The organism is Actinophytocola xanthii (genome assembly GCF_001921205.1).
In the GTDB taxonomy this organism is placed as follows: domain Bacteria; phylum Actinomycetota; class Actinomycetes; order Mycobacteriales; family Pseudonocardiaceae; genus Actinophytocola; species Actinophytocola xanthii.
In genome coordinates, this window is record NZ_MSIE01000068.1 from 11,702 (window position 1) to 28,048 (window position 16,347).

13 protein-coding genes are annotated in these 16,347 nt (G+C 71.5%); 6 read left to right on the plus strand and 7 right to left on the minus strand.

The annotated features are described in order from the left end of the window. The first annotated feature begins 15 nt into the window (after nucleotides 1-15). A complete protein-coding gene (gene gabT, locus BU204_RS30365; RefSeq protein WP_075129219.1) occupies nucleotides 16-1,347 on the plus strand; it encodes a 4-aminobutyrate--2-oxoglutarate transaminase in 1,332 nt (443 codons plus the stop codon). Between the two features lie 38 nt (nucleotides 1,348-1,385). On the opposite strand, the gene BU204_RS30370 is transcribed toward gabT, so the two are convergent. From BU204_RS30370 to BU204_RS30380, 3 genes are all read right to left on the minus strand, one after another. Beyond that, nucleotides 1,386-1,544, minus strand: a complete 159-nt coding sequence (locus BU204_RS30370; protein WP_083661771.1) for a DUF397 domain-containing protein — start codon at nucleotides 1,542-1,544, stop codon at nucleotides 1,386-1,388. After that, nucleotides 1,486-2,367, minus strand: a complete 882-nt coding sequence (locus BU204_RS30375; protein WP_143229863.1) for a DUF5753 domain-containing protein — start codon at nucleotides 2,365-2,367, stop codon at nucleotides 1,486-1,488. Before BU204_RS30375 ends, BU204_RS30370 begins: the two co-directional genes overlap by 59 nt. A gap of 266 nt (nucleotides 2,368-2,633) precedes the next feature. Continuing rightward, nucleotides 2,634-6,563, minus strand: coding sequence for an nSTAND1 domain-containing NTPase (locus BU204_RS30380; RefSeq protein WP_075129221.1), 3,930 nt, complete (start codon nucleotides 6,561-6,563; stop codon nucleotides 2,634-2,636). 248 nt (nucleotides 6,564-6,811) lie between these two features. Here BU204_RS30380 and BU204_RS30385 point away from each other — a divergent pair, with 248 nt between their 5' ends. Continuing rightward, nucleotides 6,812-7,600, plus strand: coding sequence for a DUF2599 domain-containing protein (locus BU204_RS30385; RefSeq protein ID WP_143229864.1), 789 nt, complete (start codon nucleotides 6,812-6,814; stop codon nucleotides 7,598-7,600). A gap of 67 nt (nucleotides 7,601-7,667) precedes the next feature. On the opposite strand, the gene BU204_RS30390 is transcribed toward BU204_RS30385, so the two are convergent. From BU204_RS30390 to BU204_RS30405, 4 genes are all read right to left on the minus strand, one after another. Next, nucleotides 7,668-8,009 carry a PASTA domain-containing protein gene (locus tag BU204_RS30390; RefSeq protein ID WP_075129258.1) on the minus strand — a complete coding sequence of 114 codons (342 nt, stop codon included), beginning with the start codon at nucleotides 8,007-8,009 and terminating at the stop codon, nucleotides 7,668-7,670. A gap of 57 nt (nucleotides 8,010-8,066) precedes the next feature. Beyond that, nucleotides 8,067-9,089, minus strand: a complete 1,023-nt coding sequence (gene add, locus BU204_RS30395) for an adenosine deaminase (RefSeq protein WP_075129223.1) — start codon at nucleotides 9,087-9,089, stop codon at nucleotides 8,067-8,069. Between the two features lie 167 nt (nucleotides 9,090-9,256). Continuing rightward, entirely contained in the window at nucleotides 9,257-10,372 is a 1,116-nt protein-coding gene (locus tag BU204_RS30400) for a low temperature requirement protein A (protein ID WP_198943044.1), read from the minus strand. Between the two features lie 142 nt (nucleotides 10,373-10,514). Continuing rightward, entirely contained in the window at nucleotides 10,515-12,404 is a 1,890-nt protein-coding gene (locus BU204_RS30405; protein ID WP_143229865.1) for a PAS domain S-box protein, read from the minus strand. 146 nt (nucleotides 12,405-12,550) lie between these two features. Between BU204_RS30405 and BU204_RS30410 the strand changes: the two genes are divergently transcribed. From BU204_RS30410 to BU204_RS30425, 4 genes are all read left to right on the plus strand, one after another. After that, nucleotides 12,551-12,994 (plus strand): response regulator, encoded by a 444-nt coding sequence (locus BU204_RS30410; protein ID WP_075129225.1) that lies wholly within the window; start codon nucleotides 12,551-12,553, stop codon nucleotides 12,992-12,994. 5 nt (nucleotides 12,995-12,999) lie between these two features. Further along, nucleotides 13,000-14,553, plus strand: coding sequence for a sensor histidine kinase (locus tag BU204_RS30415; RefSeq protein ID WP_075129226.1), 1,554 nt, complete (start codon nucleotides 13,000-13,002; stop codon nucleotides 14,551-14,553). Between the two features lie 114 nt (nucleotides 14,554-14,667). After that, the gene (locus tag BU204_RS30420) at nucleotides 14,668-15,576 is read left to right on the plus strand and encodes an ABC transporter ATP-binding protein (protein ID WP_075129227.1); all 909 of its coding nucleotides are present in this window, start codon (nucleotides 14,668-14,670) and stop codon (nucleotides 15,574-15,576) included. A 10-nt stretch (nucleotides 15,577-15,586) separates the two neighbouring features. After that, a complete protein-coding gene (locus BU204_RS30425) occupies nucleotides 15,587-16,327 on the plus strand; it encodes an ABC transporter permease (protein ID WP_075129228.1) in 741 nt (246 codons plus the stop codon). Nucleotides 16,328-16,347 lie beyond the last annotated feature (20 nt).

A 16,347-nucleotide genomic window follows, 5' to 3' on the forward strand; every position in this document is an offset into this window, starting at 1 on the left:
TCGTTCTCTCGGGAGGTGGCGACGGTGGAGCAGCGTCGGGTCCTGGTCACGGAGGTTCCCGGGCCCCGGTCGCGGGAGTTGCACGCACGCAGGGCCGCGGCGGTGTCGTCGGGGGTGGGGACGACGCTGCCGGTCTACGTGGAGCGGGCCGGCGGCGGGATCGTGCGGGACGTCGACGGGAACCAGCTGATCGACTTCGGGTCGGGGATCGCGGTCACCTCGGTGGGCAACGCGGCGCCGCGGGTGGTGGACGCGGTCCGGGAGCAGGTCGGCGCGTTCACCCACACCTGCTTCATGATCACGCCCTACGAGGGGTACGTGGCCGTCTGTGAGCAGCTGAACGGCTTCACCCCCGGTGGGTTCGAGAAGCGCTCGGCCCTGTTCAACTCGGGTGCCGAGGCGGTGGAGAACGCGGTGAAGGTCGCCCGGCACGCGACCGGGCGGCCGGCGGTGGTCGTGTTCGAGCACGCCTACCACGGGCGCACCAACCTGACGATGGCCCTGACCGCGAAGTCCATGCCCTACAAGCACCGGTTCGGCCCCTTCGCCGGTGAGGTCTACCGGGTGCCGATGGCCTACCCGTTCCGCTGGCCCACGGGCCAGGAGAACTGTGCCGCCGAGGCGTTCGAGCAGTTCACGACGCTGGTGCACACGCAGGTGGGGGAGGCGAACGTGGCCGCGGTCGTCGTCGAGCCGATCCAGGGCGAGGGCGGCTTCGTCGTGCCGGCGCCCGGGTTCCTCGCCTCCGTGGCGCGGTGGTGCCGCGAGCACGACATCCTGCTGGTGGCAGACGAGGTGCAGACGGGGTTCTGCCGGACCGGCGACTGGTTCGCCAGCGAGCACGAGGGCATCGAGCCCGACCTGGTCACCACCGCGAAGGGCATCGCCGGCGGCCTGCCGCTGGCCGCGGTGACCGGTCGCGCCGAGCTGATGGACGCCGTCCACACCGGCGGGCTGGGCGGAACCTTCGGCGGCAACCCGATCGCGTGCGCGGCGGCGCTCGCCACGATCGAGACCATGCGCACCGACGACCACGCCGGCGCGGCCAGGGCCATCGAGTCGGTGATGCGCCCGCGCCTGGACGCCCTGGCCGAGAAGTTCCCCTTCATCGGCGACGTGCGTGGGCGGGGCGCGATGCTGGCGATCGAGCTCGTCGGCGCCGACAAGGCACCCGACCCGGCGCGCACCGCCGCGATCGCGGCGGCCGCGCACCGGGCGGGGCTCGTCGTCCTGACCGCCGGGACCTTCGGCAACGTGCTGCGCTTCCTGCCGCCGCTGGTGATCCCGCACGACCTGCTGACCGAGGGCATGGACATCCTCGAGGACGCGATCACCAGTACGGGGTGAAGGCCCCGACCGACTGTTCGCGACTCGTGGCGTCGTGCCTACCGCCTGCCTCGCGCGAACGCCGTCAACTGGGCCAGTGCCCGACGTTCCAGGGACACGACAACCTCTGGGTTCTTGCTGTCCCGAACAGCCGCGAGGTCATGCCGAACCTCCACGCACTGGCTGGCGTCCGCAGACTTGCTCGATTTGCGCCACATGATCGAATCCCTTCACCTGTCGCTGAAGGAGCGTTCGCGTATCGCTCTGTGAAAAAGCTACCTGGTCGAGGCGCTGAAGGACGACCTCGTACGGACGCACCTCCTTGTCGTGGATGTAGAACCCGCCCGCAGCCATCTCGACATGTACGACTGGCGCGGTGTTGGCGAAGCGCATGAGGTGGAACGGGTGCAGGGTTGTGACCCGTGTCTGGTGGGCGGGGATGATGCGCACCTCGACGCCCCTGTCCTGGGCTGCCAGGAGGTGTTCCAGCTGCTCGCGGAGGGCATCGGGGCCCCCGTACGGTGTTCGAAGGGCCGTCTCCGAGATAAAGGCTGTGTAGTCGACTCGCGTCAGGATCTGCTGACGGTGGAGCCGAGCCATCCAGTTCGTCTCCATGTCCTGTGCCTGCACGCCGTCGGCGGTGAGGGCGGCCACGGCGGTCTTGTACGTCTGCAACAGACCAGGAACAAGCGTGATCGCGACGGAGACCAGCTCGTTGGCGTCGGCCTCGTACGACGCCAGGGCGCCGACTTCGTGGGGCACGCCCGGAATGGGCCGGTCCCACCACCCCGAGGACGCTCCGATCTGTAGCTCCTCGAGAAGCCGGTCGCGTTCTTTCGCCGGCAGTTGCCACGACGTGATGAGCGTGGCCACCTCCTGGTCGGTGATGCGACGCAGCCCTCGCTCGGTGCGGCTGAGTTTCGCGGGCGCCCACTGCGCCATCGTCGACGCCGCTTCGAGGCTGAGGGTGGTGTACTCCTTCCGTATCGCCCGGATGCGTGCTCCGATAAGGCGGTCCCGAGCGCGCGGCTCGTCTTTCATGTATCCCTCTCCGATCACCAAGCGAAAGGCGGTCTCCTTCGGTCGAATGGGAGCGTAGCGTGTGATTGTCGAAAGGGACACTGGAGGAGAAAGGACAACCCGATGGTCGAAACTCCCGGTTGCCCCGTCGCCTGAACAGCGTCGTCATGCCCCAAGCAGAAACGCGTGGGCAATTCGGGAAGATGTGGTTTACGCGCGAATTCCGACAACTGAATACGAGTGGGCCTCCGGGATTTTGTCTCCCTACCCCGGAGGTCTTCTCGGCGTTACGGACAGATTCGCCGGTATGGCGCGTCCGGGATGTGCTCGGCCCATTCGCTGCCGGTGATCGGGTCGCCGGTGTTCGCGCAGACGCGGCGGATCGCCCGGGCCGGGTCGGTGTCCCACAGGTGGACGTCGCCGCTGGCGGAGGCGAGCAGGTGGCCGCCGGGGGCGAACCTGAGGGCCCAGGTGGATGTCGTCGACGCGCTCAGGATCGCCACGCGGTCGAGGCGGTGTCGGTCGGTCAGGCGCCAGAGCCAGGTCTGGCCCGCTCCCGCGCCGCCGGCGAGCACCGAACCGTCGGGGCTGAACGCCAGGGCGTGCACGATGCCGTCGGGGCCGGCGACGGGGGGCGCGGCTCGGCTGGGGCGGCGCGGGTTCGTGATGTCCCACATTTCCACGGTGCTGTTGGCCACGCCGACGGCGAGCGTGGTGTCGTCGGGGCTGATCGACAGCGAACGCGCGTCGTCGGGGGCCACCTGGACGGTGCCGAGCGGTTGTGGGCGCCGGGGGTCGCGCACGTCCCACAGCGCGGCGAAACCGCCCTGGGCCACGGCGATGAGCGTCCTGTCGTCGGAGGTGAACGCCGAGGCGTAGACGAAGCCGACGCCCGGGTCGAGTGCGGCCAGGGGCTTGGGCCGGGCGAGGTCACTGATGTCCCACAGGCGCACCCTGCCGTCGTCGCCGGAGCTGGCCAACAGGTCGCCGCCGTGGCTGAAGCCGAGGTGCTCGATCAGGCCGGTCTGACCGGTCAGCCGTGCCGGGAGCCGCCGCGGACGGTCGGGGCGGCCGATGTCCCAGAGCAGGATCGCGTTGCCCGAGCGGGTCGCGGCGGCGAGGACGTCGCCGTCGGGGTGGAGCGCGACGGCGCCGGTCATCCGGTCGTACTCGGGCGCCCCGCTCACCACCGGGCCGAGCGGCACCGGGCGGTCCCGCTCGGTCACGTCCCAGAGCCGCAGGTCGACGCCGGCGTCGATCAGCAGTGGGCGGTCCGGGTGGAAGGCCAGGCCGGTGATCTCCCGGCCTTCGGTGGGCAGGACCGGGCCGGGCACCAGCCAGCGGCGGGCGACGCCGTCGGCGCCGTTGGTGTAGAGCACCCGGTCCTCGTCGCGGAACGCGACTGCGGTCGTCGGCGCGGCGTGCGGAAGGTCCAGGCGCAGCCGCTGGGTGGTCAGGTCCCAGAGCTGGACCCGGGCTGAGGCGTTGGCCGCGGCCAGGAGCTTCCCGTCGGCGCTGAAGGTGATCGCGTTGACCCAGCCGGTGGCGTCGGTCAGCGTGCCGATCGGCACGGGACGAGCCGGGTCGGCCATGGAGAACAGGCGGATCGCGGAGTCGTTGCTCCCAGCGGCCAGCGTGGCGCCGTCGGGGCTGAACGCGACGGTGTTGACCCGGCTGGACACCGTCAGCGGTGAGCCGAGGAAGCGCGGCCGGTCGCGCAGGTCCCAGAGGCGGACCGCTCCCCCGGCGTCGGCGAGCGCCATGAGGTCGCCGCCCGGGGTGAACGCGATCGACTGCACGGCGCCGGTCGCTCCGGTGAGCGGCTGCCCCCGGGGAACCGGGTTCTCGCGGTCGCGGACGTCCCACAGGCGGAGCGTCGTGTCGCGGCTGCCCACGGCCAACGTGGTCCCGTCGGAGGTGAACTCGACGGCGAGCACCCGGTCTCCCGGGCCGGTGAGCGGCCGGCCGATCGGCCGGGCGCGCGCCGGGTCGGCGACGTCCCAGAGGCGCACGGTGCCGTCGGCCGAGCCGGTGGCGAGGGTGGCGCCATCGGCCGAGAACGCGACGGCGTAGACCGAGTCGGTGTGCCCGGTGAGCCTGGCGTCCAGCATCCGCGGCCGCGCCGGGTCGGCGAGGTCCCACAGCAGTACGGCGGTGTCGGAGTCGCTCGCACCGGCCGCGGCCAGCATCGTTCCGGCCGGGTTGACCGCGACCGCCTGCCGCGCCCCGCCCGGGCGGACCATGCGGCTGACCGCCGGGCGGCCGGCCGCGGCGAGCAGGGCCGAGGTGGCCTCGACGGTCGGCGCGATCCGGTACGCCGCCACCGCCAGCTGCGCGGCGAGCGCCGGGTCGCTGTCGGCGAGGCGGGTGGCGGTGCCGGCGACCTGCCGGGAGACCGCCAGGTTCCGTTCCCGGTCGGCGGCGGCACGCTGCTCGACCGAGTAGAGCGTCGCCGCGCCGGACACCAGGAGCAGTGCGGCGAGCGCCGCGGCGAGCCAGCGCAGGCGCCTGGTCCGGCGGCGCTCACGCAGGCGCTCCGCCCGGTCCGCCGTCACGCTGGCGTCGATGAACTCCTGTTCCAGCTGGTTGAGCTCGTCGCGGTGGTCCTGTCTGCCGACCCAGTCAGTCGTGGCGTCCAGCCGCACGCCCCGGTACAGGGCGTCCGGGTCGCGCTCTGCCTCCTGCCAGCCGCGCGCGGCCTCGGTCAGCCGCCGGTGCAGGCGGTGGCCGGTCCGGTCGGTGTCGATCCACTCCCGCAGCCGAGGCCAGGACTCCAGCAGCGCCTCGTGGCTGATCTCGACGCCGTCGACGTCGGCGCTGATCAACCGGCGGTCGACGTAGCGGCCCAACAGCTCCCTGATCCTGACGTCGCGGTCGTCGTCGAGGCCCCCGGCGAGCTCCTCGAGGGCGACCCGTCGCCTGGTGTCGGGGGTGTTGTCGCCGACGTGCACCAGCCGCAGGAACAGCTGCCGCACCAGGGTCCGCTCCTGTTCGCTGAGCCCGGTGAAGACGTCCTCGGCCGTCTTGGCGATCGCGCCGTCGATCCCGCCGGTCGCCCGGTAGTCCTCAAGGGACATACGGCTGCGCCGGCCCTGCTCCCAGGTGGCCAGCAGCGCGTGGGACAGCAGCGGCAACGCGCCGGTGTCCCGCCGCCCGCCGAGCGCGCCGGCCGGGGCGAGGTCACGCAGCAGGACGTCGATCAGGCCGCTCTCGATGTCCATGCCCGCTCGGCGAGCCGGCTCGACGATCGCCTGGCACAGCTCCTCCTCGGTCATCGGGCCGACCGTGACCTGGTTGTCCTGCAGCGCCGCCGCCAGCACCGGCCAGTGCAGCGCGTCGGGGTAGAAGTCGGCCCGCATGCCGGCGACCACGCGCAGCGCGTCGTCGTGCGGCTCGGACAGCTCGGCGAGTGCGCGGAGGAACGCCTCCTGCTCGGCGAGGTCGGCCCCGGTGCTCGTGAAGACCTCCTCGAACTGGTCGACGACCAGGAGCAGCTGCCCGGGAACCGACCGCCGCAGCCGGCGCGCGACCAGTGCGGGGTCGTCGCGGAGCTCGGCCTCGAGGGTGTCCGGCGCCGCGTCGGCCACCAGCGCGAGCTGGGCGGACAGCGCGGAGGTCGGCCGTCGCCCGGGGGTCAGCAGCAGCCCCTGCCACCGGCCGGGCGCCCGGTGGCCGTTCCCGCACAGCGCCGGGACCAGACCGGCGCGCAACAGCGACGACTTCCCCGACCCGGACGAGCCGACGGCGACGACCATCCCCGGCGACCCGGAGGTGACCCGCAGTACCAGCGTCTCGGTCAGCCGGGAGCGGCCGAAGAACCAGTCCGCGTGCTCGGCCTGGAACGGTTCGAGGCCCCGGTACGGCGTGGGCGCGTCGCTGCGCTGGTGCCCCAACGGCCGCCGCAACCGCAGCCAGCAGGCCAGCCACTCCTCGACCTGGTCGTCGTCGCCGACGCCGCAGCTGGCGAGCAGCCGCAGGAACAGGTCCCGCTGCGAGAGCGTGGGGAGGTGGCGGCCGGTGCACCACCCGCTGACGGTGCCCAGGGGAACCCCGACCCGCCGCGCGAGGTCCCGCACGGTGAGGCCGGCCGCCTCCCGGGTCGCCGTGAGCGCGCGACCGAAGTCGCGCTTGGTGTGAACGGCGGCGGGGCTGGGAATTTCCGGACCGCCGCCCGTCCGCCCTTCCGGCTGCTCGTGGTTCGCGACTTCTGCGGGCAAGACCAATCCCCTAGTTCGCGTGGACCGCGCTCACTGTACGGACTTGTGCGGACCTGTCAATCGGCCTTTCAGGGCGTCGCGGGAACTGGTCGACTGGGTGCGCACCAAGGGGGAGCGCCGCCGGCTCGCTGGGAGAACAGCCCGGTCCGCACACCGGCGAAGGCCGTACGGACCGATTTCCCGCGGATCGGCGCGACGGCGGGCCGGCGACGCGGTTCCCGGTTTTCGCGGAATATCCAGGGGGATTTATGCGCACGAAAAAAACGATCATTCGTTCCGCGCTGGTCGCGGTGACGACGCTCGGGCTGTTACTCGGCTCCGTGGTCGCCGCCGCCGCGGCGACCAGTCACGGGACGGTCACCCACGCCGACGGCGCGCCCGCGGGCGAGGTGTGGTTCAACTCGGGCAACCACGCCGCGCACGCCGGTCACCCCGAGCACGGGTTCAACTCCTTCACGATCAAGGACCTGTTCTGCGGCGACGGCTGGGGGATCGGCGTCGAGTGGCGGCTCAGCGACGGCGTGTTCACCCACCAGAGCGCCGGCGACTGCGAGCCGGTGGAACTCACCTACGAGACGGGGCAGGCGATCAACATCGTGGTCGACTTCAACTGGCGGCCCTACATGTGGGCCGTGGACGGACTGCACGAGACCGAGTACGGAAGCTGGTCCACCGACTGGATGGGCTCGGACTCGACCGAGGGCGACACCGACCTGTTCACCAGGACCAGCGTGTACAACGACGTCCTGGGCGAGGGCCACACGTTCACGGCCAGCATGTGGCCGACCGCGCTCGCCCGCGTGATCGGCGCCGGTGCCACGCCCGCGATGTGGCGCGACCTCCAGGAGCGCACCCCCCTGCCCTCGTCGCTGAGCGAGGAGCGGCGGGAGTCGCTCTACAAGCAGCTCTGGTGCCATGCCGCGTACGGCCGGCTCCCTCAGCTCGGCGGCCCGACCTGGGACATCGAGGCCGAGCGCCCCAACATCTCGTGGTGGCGGGTGGCCGCCCAGGTCGCCGACCACGGGTGCAACTGGTGACGCCTCCTCCGCCAGGAGCGCGACACCGGTGAGCCGTAGCGCGTCGGGCCCCGTCACCCCCGGCGCGCTACGGGCATGTCTCCTCGGCCTTCACCGCACCGAAGTCGATCCGGGTGTCGGTGGTGATGCGCGTGCCGGGGGCGACGTTCTGCGTGCAGACGATCCAGTCGCCGTCCAGGACCTGGGCTCGGTCCTGGCCCGTCGCGTCGTGGGAGTCGGTGACGAGGAGCTGTCCCCCGGTGAGGCGCTGGATCTCGTCCTGCGCCTCCTGCAGGGTCGAGCCGACGACGTCCGGCATCGTCCACGGCGCTGCCTCCGGGTCCGGTGGGCTGGTGGTGGTTTCGGTGGGAGCCACGCCCTCACAACCGGCCAGGACGACCGCCGTGAGCGCGGCGACTACGACACGCACCCAGTACCTCATCCCTCCTTTTTACGACGTGGCAAGGAAGAACACCACACGAGCAGGTCACCGCGCCGCGGCGACCGCCTCGATCTCGCGCAGCAGAGCGGTTTTCCGCTCCTCGCCGAGGAACGAGGCGCGCACGGCGTTCGCCGCCAGCCCGGCGAGCTCGGCCCGTCCCAGGCCGAGCTCGGTGGCCACCGCGAGGTACTCCCCCTCCAGCGTCGCGCCGAACATCGGCGGGTCGTCGGTGTTGAGCGTGACGACGACGCCGTGGTCGAGCATGCGGCGCACCGGGTGCGCCGCGATCGAGGGCACCTGGCGGGTGGCGACGTTGGAGGTCGGGCAGACCTCCAGCGGGATGCGGTGCTCGGCGAGGTAGGCCAACAGCGCCGGGTCCGCGGTGGCGCTGGTGCCGTGACCGATCCGCTCCGCACCCAGGTCGTGCAGCGCGGCCCAGACGGTCGCCGGGCCGGTGGTCTCCCCGGCGTGCGGGACGCTGTGCAGGCCGGCCTCGCGGGCCGCGGTGAAGAACGGCTCGAACATCGCCCGGCCGACGCCCACCTCCGGACCGCCGAGGCCGAAGGCGACCAGGCCCTCCGGCCGTTCCCGCAGTGCGAACAGCAGCGTCTCCCGGCCGGCGCGGACCCCTTTCTCGCCGGGGATGTCGAAGCACCAGGCCAGGTCCACCCCGTGCTCGACCGCGGCGAGCGCACGCCCCTCGGTCAGCCCGGAGAGCAGCTCCTCGCCCGCCATGCCGTCCAGGAGGTGGTTGTACGGGGTGACGGTCACCTCGGCGTACCGGACGTTCTGCCGCGCCAGCTCGGCGGCGAGCCCGGTGACGAGCAGCCGGATGTCGTGCCGGTCGGTGAGCATCGACTGGACGGCCCAGTAGACCCGGAGGAAGTGGTCGAAGTCCCGGAACGCGTAGAAGCGCTCGAGCTCCGCCCGGTCGGTGGGCACGCCGGCCGCCGGATGGCGCCGCGCCAGAGCGAGGACCGTGTCGACGCTCGCCGAGCCGACCAGGTGGACGTGCAGCTCGACCTTGGGCAGGGCATGGACGAACGAACGCAGGCTGTCGCCGGACATGGGTGTGCTCCCTGAGGGGTTCGCGTGGACGTGACGGGACGAGGACGAACCGGCGGGTCAGGGAGCGAGGTCGCCGCGTTCGGTGTCCGCCCCGTAGAGGGGCAGCTTGAAGTCCGTCACGCCCACACCGTAGCCCACACCCCGGTGCGACGTCAGCGGTCTGGTCCTCAGGCGCGGGCCGGCCGGCGGCGTACCCGGAGCAGCTCGACCACGTTGAGGCCGACGACGGCGGCCGCGAGCAGCAGGACCGCGCCCAGCGCGGGCAGCACCCAGGCGACCGAGAGCAGGGCCAGCACGACGGCCGCGGCCACGAGCCTGGTGGTCGACACGAGACGGAACATCATCCAGCGGGTGTAGCCGAACGTCGCCAGGAACAGTGCCGCACCGCCGTAGAGCAGGCCCAGGTAGGCCCAGTCGAGGTGGTGGGTGGGCTCGGCGACCGCCTCCTCCATGCCGACCGCGATGGCCACGATCGCCCCGATGAACACCACATGGCCGTAGGACAGGACGTGCCGGGTGATGGTCAGCTGCACCGCGGCCGTGCTCAGCGCGTGCCTCATGGCGTCGTTGGCGAAGTGGAAGTAGACCCACCACAGCGCGCAGGACAGCAGGAACGCGGCGATCGCCGAGGACAGCGTCGCCACCCCGACCGGCTCCCCGGAGTTGGCCACCGGAGCGCCGACCGCGACGACCGACTCGCCCAGCGCGATCAGGACGAACAGGCCGAACCGTTCGGTCAGGTGGCGGGCGTCGAAGTGCATCGCGGCGAGCCTGCGCCGCAGCAGCGACGGCACCGCCAGGTCGAGCAGCGCGCCGGCCAGCCAGAGGATCTCCCTGGCCGGCCCGTCCAGCAACGCACCCAGCACCAGCAGCGGCCCGGTGAGCACGATGCTGACCGTGAACGGCTGGAGCCTCAACAGCTCCCCGCGGAACGCGAACACGCCGTAGACCAGGCGCGCCGCCCAGTAGGCGCCGGCGAACAGCAGACCGCGGTCGTCGTAGGCGTACGGCACGGCGAACGCCATCACCAGGCCGCACATCGCCACGAAGAAGATCGCGATCCGCTCCGCCGGGCGCTCCAGGTCGCGCTGGTTGGCCTGCATGGTCGTCCCCACCCAGACCCAGTAGAGCGGCAGGAACAACACTACGGTGGCACCGACACCGGACCAGGAGTGGTCCTCGTGCAGCACCGCCGTGAGCTGGGTGATGGCGAACACGAACACCAGGTCGAAGAACAGCTCCGCCCAGCTGACCCGCTTGCCCTCGGCCTCCACGTCGCTCACGCGGACAGCTTAAGGTGCTGATCACCGCCGCTCGAACACGGAGCGCCGCACAGACGCGCGCCGATCTCCGGCACGTCGTCCCGGCCGCGACGCGAACCGGTCCGGCCGGACCGTACCCCTGCGGATGTCGCGGCTCCCGCGGTCAGCCTGGTACGTCGGGCCCCAGGGTGAAGAAGAACGTCGCTCCCCGCCCTGGTTCCGCGTCGGCCCAGATCTTGCCGCCGTGGCGGTGCACGATGCGGGCGACGAGCGCCAGGCCGATCCCGGTTCCCTCGAAGTCCTCGGCGCGGTGCATGCGCTGGAACACCTGGAACAGCTTGTCCGCGTAGCGCATGTCGAAGCCGACCCCGTTGTCGCGGACGAAGTAGACCGGGACGCCATGCTCGCGGGTGGCTCCGACCTCGACCCGGGCCGGGGACCGCATGCGGGAGTACTTGATCGCGTTGCCGAGCAGGTTGCCGAAGACATGCCGCAGCAGTCGGGGATCCGCCTCGGCGAGCGGCAGGTCGGCCACGGTGAGGTCGACCTCCCGGCCGTCCCGTTCCGGCGCGAGCTCCTCCCAGATGGTCCTGGCGAGCGCGGCGAGGTCGACCGAGGTCCGCACGAGTGCCTGGCGCTGGAGGTTGGAGAACGCGAGCAGGCCGTCGATCAGCTGCCCCATCTGCTTGGCACCGGCGCGGATCTTGCCCAGGTAGCGCCGGCCCTCCTCGTCGAGCGCGTCGACCGCAGTGCGCTCCAGGACCTTCGCGAAACCGTCGATCGCGCGCAGCGGGGCGCGCAGGTCGTGGGAGACGCTGTAGGAGAACGTCTCGAGCTCGTCGTTGGTCGCCTTCAGCACCGCCGCCTGCGCGGTCAGGGCCGCGGTGCGCTCGTCCACGCGCGACTCCAGCTCGTTGTTGGCCTCGCGCAGGTCGGTGTTGAGCGCCTCGATCTCGCGGTGGGCACGGCGGCGGCCGGTGATGTCCCGGATCGCGGCCGACACGATCCGGCCCTCCTTCGTCACCAGCGTGCTCAGGCTGACCTCCACCGGGAACTCGGTCCCCTCCCGGTGCCGGGCACTCAGCTCGAGGCCGGCACCCATCGGCCTGGTGCGCGGGTGAGCGGCGAAGCTCTCCCGGTGGTGGGCGTGGCGCTTCCGGATGTGCAGGGGCAGCAGCATCTCCATCCGCTGGCCGATCAGCTCGGCCCGGGAGTACCCGAACAGGGCCTCCGCCTGGAGGTTCGCGAACACCATCCTGCCGTCCGGGTCGACCCCGATCATGGCGTCGGGCGCGCTGTCCAGCAGCCCGCGGAACTTCGCCTCCGCGTTCTCGCGCTCGCTCTCGTCGTGGATGATCGTGACGAAGTTGCTCACCCCGCCGTCGGCGTCGTGCACGGGCGTGACGGTGCCGAGCGCCGAGAAGCACCCGCCGTCCTTGCGCCGCACCTCCCCGGCGAGCTGCATCGGGCCGCACCAGGCAGCCGCCAGCACCTCGTCGAACCCACCGTCCTCGGCGGCGACCGGCGCGAACAGGCTCGCGTAGGGACGGCCGATCGCCTCCGCCTCGCTGTAGCCGGTGAGCCGTTCGGCGCTGGCCGACCAGTTCATGACCCGGCCGTCGGGGGCGAGGATGTTGATGGCGTAGTCCTCGGTGCCGTTGAGGATCAGCCACAGCTGCTTCTCGGCCACGCGGAGGTCGTTCTCCGCGATCCTGCGCTCGGTGATGTCGTCGTTGATCTCCACCACGGAGACGACCCGCCCGCCCTCCCGGCGCGCGACCTGCCGGCTGCTGACCACGATCGGGGTGCCGTCCGGACGGTGGTGGACGAGCTCGCCGCACCACTGCCCGGTGGTCTCGAGCTGGCGCTGGACCTCCTCGCGGGACACCGGGAACGTCGTCCCGAGCACGTCGTGGACGACCTGTCCGAGCAGCTCCTCGGGTCTCCGTCGGTACAGCTCCACCGCGCCCTGGTTGACGTAGGTGAGCCGGCCGTCGGCGTCACGCTTGAGTACCGCGTCGTGCAGGATGTCCAGCAGGTCGTTGTCCGACATGTCGATCCCAATCGGCAGCACCAGCGTGCCGCTGAGGCGAAATCACCCGAACGAGAACGCACCACCCCTCACCCGGCGCGCCGGCGCTGCCGATCCTGGAAGTGGTGCGCGCCCCGGCGGCCGTACGAGGGAGGAAGGGACCACGCATGGCGGAGGGCGCGCCGACGGTTCTCCTGGTGGAGGACAACCCCAACGACATGGAGCTGGCCCTGCTCGCCCTGCGCGACGGCGGAGGTGTCAGCCACGTCGACGTCGTGCGCGACGGCGTGGAGGCGCTGGACTACCTCTTCCGCCAGGGGACCTACGCCGACCGCCCGGCGGGACACGAGCCCCGCGCCGTTCTCCTCGACATCAAGCTCCCGCTGCTCAACGGCATCGACGTGCTGCAACGGCTGAAGACCGACGACCGGACGCGACACCTGCCGGTGATCATGCTGACGTCCTCGGCCCAGCGGAGCGACCTGGCCAGGTGCTACCGGCTCGGCGTCAACAGCTACATCGTCAAACCGGTGGACATGGACACCTTCTTCGACACGATGCGGCACATCGGACACTATTGGCTGGTCCTGAACCAACCAGAGTCCCTGTGAGCGCGATGGGGCATCCGCTCACGGTCCTCATCCTGGAGGACAACCCCGACGACGCCGAGTTGCTGGCGATCGAGCTGACCGCGGCAGGGTTCGCCCCGGAGTGCACCCGGGTCGAGGACGAGGCCGCCTTCCGGGCGGCGCTGCGGCAGGCACCGGACGTGCTGATCGCCGACTACCACCTGCCGCAGTTCGACGCGCTCACCGCGCTCAAGGTCGCTGTCGAGGTCGCGCCCGATGTCCCGGTCATCGTGGTCAGCGGGGTCATGGACGAGGAGACCTGTGTCCGGTCCCTGCGCCACGGAGCGGTCGACTACCTGTTGAAGGACCGGTTGACCCGGCTCGGCCCGGCCGTGCGCCACGCCCTGGAGACCAAGGAGCGGGAAGCCGCCCGCCTCCGGGCCGAGCAGGACGCCCGCGACGCCGGCACGATCCTGCAGTCCCTCGTCGACGGCGCGCCCACACCGATCTACCTCGCCGACGACCTGGGCCGGTTCGTCCTGGTGAACCGCGCCTTCGAGACGGCGTTCGGCAGCAGCCGTGACCACCTCGTCGGCCGTACCGCGCTCGACACGATCGAGGTCGAGACAGCGCGCGGCATCGCCGGACGGGACCGGCGCTGCCTCACCGACCGGACCGTCCAGGAGGCCGAGGAGGTCCTGCCGGGCACGGCGGGTCCGCGGACCTACGTCTCGATCAGGTACCCGATGTCGATCCAGGGCGGCAGCCCGGCCGTCGCGGCGGTCTACACCGACATCAGCCGCCAGAAGGAGACCGAGACCGAGCTCCGGGCGGCCAAGGCGGACCTGCGCGCACAGGCCGACGCCCTAGCCGAGGCCAACGCCGAGCTGCAGAAGCTCGACGCGATGCGGAACCGGTTCATCGCCACCGTGTCCCACGAGCTGCGCACCCCGCTGACCAGCATCCTCAGCCTCACCCAGGTCCTCGGCGACGACGACCTCGTTCCCGGTGGCCGGGAGATCGTGGCGACCATCGAGCGCAACGGGCAGCGTCTGCTCGACCTGATCGAGACGCTGCTGGCGTTCGCGAAGATCGAGGGCGACGCGATCAGGCTCAACCTCACCGAGGTCGACCCCGCCGAGCTGGTCCGCACCTGCCGCGCGGCGATCGAGCCCGCCGCCTCCGCCGCCGACGTCACGCTGGCCGAACACCTGCCCGAGCGCCTGCCCCCGCTTCGCGCCGACCGCCAGCAGCTGGAACGTGTCCTGCTGAACCTGCTCGGCAACGCCGTCAAGTTCTCCCCCGGCGGCGGCACCACCACGATCACCGCCGACGTGCTGGAGGACGGCGGCGCCGTCTCCATCGCCGTGCGCGACACCGGGATCGGCATCCCGGCCGACGAGGTGAAGCACATCTTCACCCGGTTCTTCCGCTCGTCCAACGCCGAGGAGCAGGCGATCGGCGGCACCGGGCTCGGCCTGGCGATCTCGAAGGCCATCGTGGAGAACCACGACGGCCGCATCGACATCGACTCCCGTCCCCACGCCGGCACCACGGTCACCGTCACCCTGCCCACGGCCGGCCCGCGGGCCTGCCGCTGACCCGAGCGATCCGCTCATCAACCGATCGGTTGATGGACGGGTCCCCCGCGGTCGGCGCAAGCGCTGGCCGCGCAGTCGATCCGGGTGAGGGGCCTCGCGCGGCAGGCTTCTCGTATGGCAATCATCGAGGTGGACGGCCTCGTCAAGCGCTACGGCGACCACACCGCTGTGGACGGTGTCAGCTTCGCCGTCGAGCAGGGCGAGATCTTCGGCATCCTGGGCCCCAACGGGGCCGGCAAGACGACGACGGTCGAGTGCGTGGAGGGGTTGCGCACGCGGGACGGCGGTGCGATCCGGGTCTGTGGGATCGACCCGCGGGAGGACAGTGCTGAGCTGCGCGAGCTGCTCGGCGCACAGCTCCAGGAGAGCGAGCTGCCCGAGAAGCTCAAGGTCGGCGAGGCGATGGAGCTCTACAGCTCCTTCTACCGGGAACCGGCGGACTGGCGGGAGCTGCTCGCCACCCTGAACCTCACCGACAAGATCGGCGCGCAGTTCCGGCGGCTTTCCGGCGGGCAGAAGCAACGCCTCTCGATCGCGCTCGCGTTGGTCGGGAACCCCCGGGTGGCCGTGCTCGACGAGCTCACCACCGGGCTGGACCCGCAGGCCCGCCGCGACACGTGGAGCCTCATCGAGACGATCCGCGACCGCGGCGTCACGATCCTGCTGGTCACGCACTTCATGGAGGAGGCGGAACGGCTCTGCGACCGGATCGCCGTGATCGACTCCGGCCGGCTCGTCGCGCTCGACTCCCCGGCCGGGCTGGTCGCGAAGGTCGACGACCGGCAGCGGCTCCGCTTCCGGCCCTCCGCGCCGCTGGACCACGCCCTGCTGACCGCGCTGCCCGAGGTCACCTCGGTGGAACGGGCCGGCAGCCAGCTCGTCGTGACCGGCACCGGCAACCTGCTGCACGCCGTGACCACCGTGCTCGCCCGCAACCAGGTCATCGCGGCCGACCTGCGCGTGGACCAGACCTCGCTCGACGACGCGTTCGTCGCGCTCACCGGCCGTTCCATCGACTCCTGAGGAGACCACCATGTCCGCCCTGTCCCGGCTCACCGCCACCGAGACCAGACTGTTCTTCCGCGAGCCGGTTGGCGTGTTCTTCGTGCTCGCGTTCCCCCCGCTCCTGCTCGTCATCCTCGGCGCGATCCCCGCGATGCGCGAACCCGACACGGACCTCGGCGGGACGCGGCCGATCACCCTGTACGTGCCGATCATCATCGTGATGGGGCTCGCCCTGTTCGCCCTCAACGTCCTGTCCCAGATGTTCGCGACCTACCGGGAGAAGGGCGTCCTGCGGCGCATGCGGACCACCCCGGTCAAGCCCCAGGCCATGCTCGGTGCCCAGCTGCTGATGTCCACGATCCTGTCGATCGCGACGATGCTGGCCGTGCTGCTCATCGGCTGGTTGGCGTTCGACGTGGGCCTGCCCCGGCAGCTGCCGGCCTACCTGGTGGGCTACGTGCTGGCGGCGCTGGCGATGTTCGCGCTCGGGCTGCTCGTCGCCTCGGTCGCCCCCAACGGCAGGGCCGCCGGCGGGATCGGGATGCTGCTGTTCTTCCCGGTCATGTTCTTCGCCGGGCTCTGGGTGCCGCGCGACGCGATGAACGACGTCCTGCGGACGATCAGCGACTTCACCCCGCTCGGCGCCGGCGTGCAGTCACTGCAGGACGCCACGGCCGGTCACTGGCCACAGCTGCTGCACGTCGCCGTCATGCTGGGGTGGACGGTCGCCGCCGGCGGGCTGGCGGCCCGCTACTTCCGCTGGGAGTAGAGCGTGAGGCACCTTCCGGA

Coding starts and splice junctions, on each gene's coding strand:
- BU204_RS30370 (WP_083661771.1), bottom strand. CDS start 1,544: ATGTGGCGCAAATCGAGCAAGTCTGCGGACGCCAGCCAGTGCGTGGAG.
- BU204_RS30375 (WP_143229863.1), bottom strand. CDS start 2,367: ATGAAAGACGAGCCGCGCGCTCGGGACCGCCTTATCGGAGCACGCATC.
- BU204_RS30385 (WP_143229864.1), top strand. CDS start 6,812: ATGCGCACGAAAAAAACGATCATTCGTTCCGCGCTGGTCGCGGTGACG.
- add (WP_075129223.1), bottom strand. CDS start 9,089: ATGTCCGGCGACAGCCTGCGTTCGTTCGTCCATGCCCTGCCCAAGGTC.
- BU204_RS30405 (WP_143229865.1), bottom strand. CDS start 12,404: ATGTCGGACAACGACCTGCTGGACATCCTGCACGACGCGGTACTCAAG.
- BU204_RS30410 (WP_075129225.1), top strand. CDS start 12,551: ATGGCGGAGGGCGCGCCGACGGTTCTCCTGGTGGAGGACAACCCCAAC.
- BU204_RS30415 (WP_075129226.1), top strand. CDS start 13,000: ATGGGGCATCCGCTCACGGTCCTCATCCTGGAGGACAACCCCGACGAC.
- BU204_RS30420 (WP_075129227.1), top strand. CDS start 14,668: ATGGCAATCATCGAGGTGGACGGCCTCGTCAAGCGCTACGGCGACCAC.
- BU204_RS30425 (WP_075129228.1), top strand. CDS start 15,587: ATGTCCGCCCTGTCCCGGCTCACCGCCACCGAGACCAGACTGTTCTTC.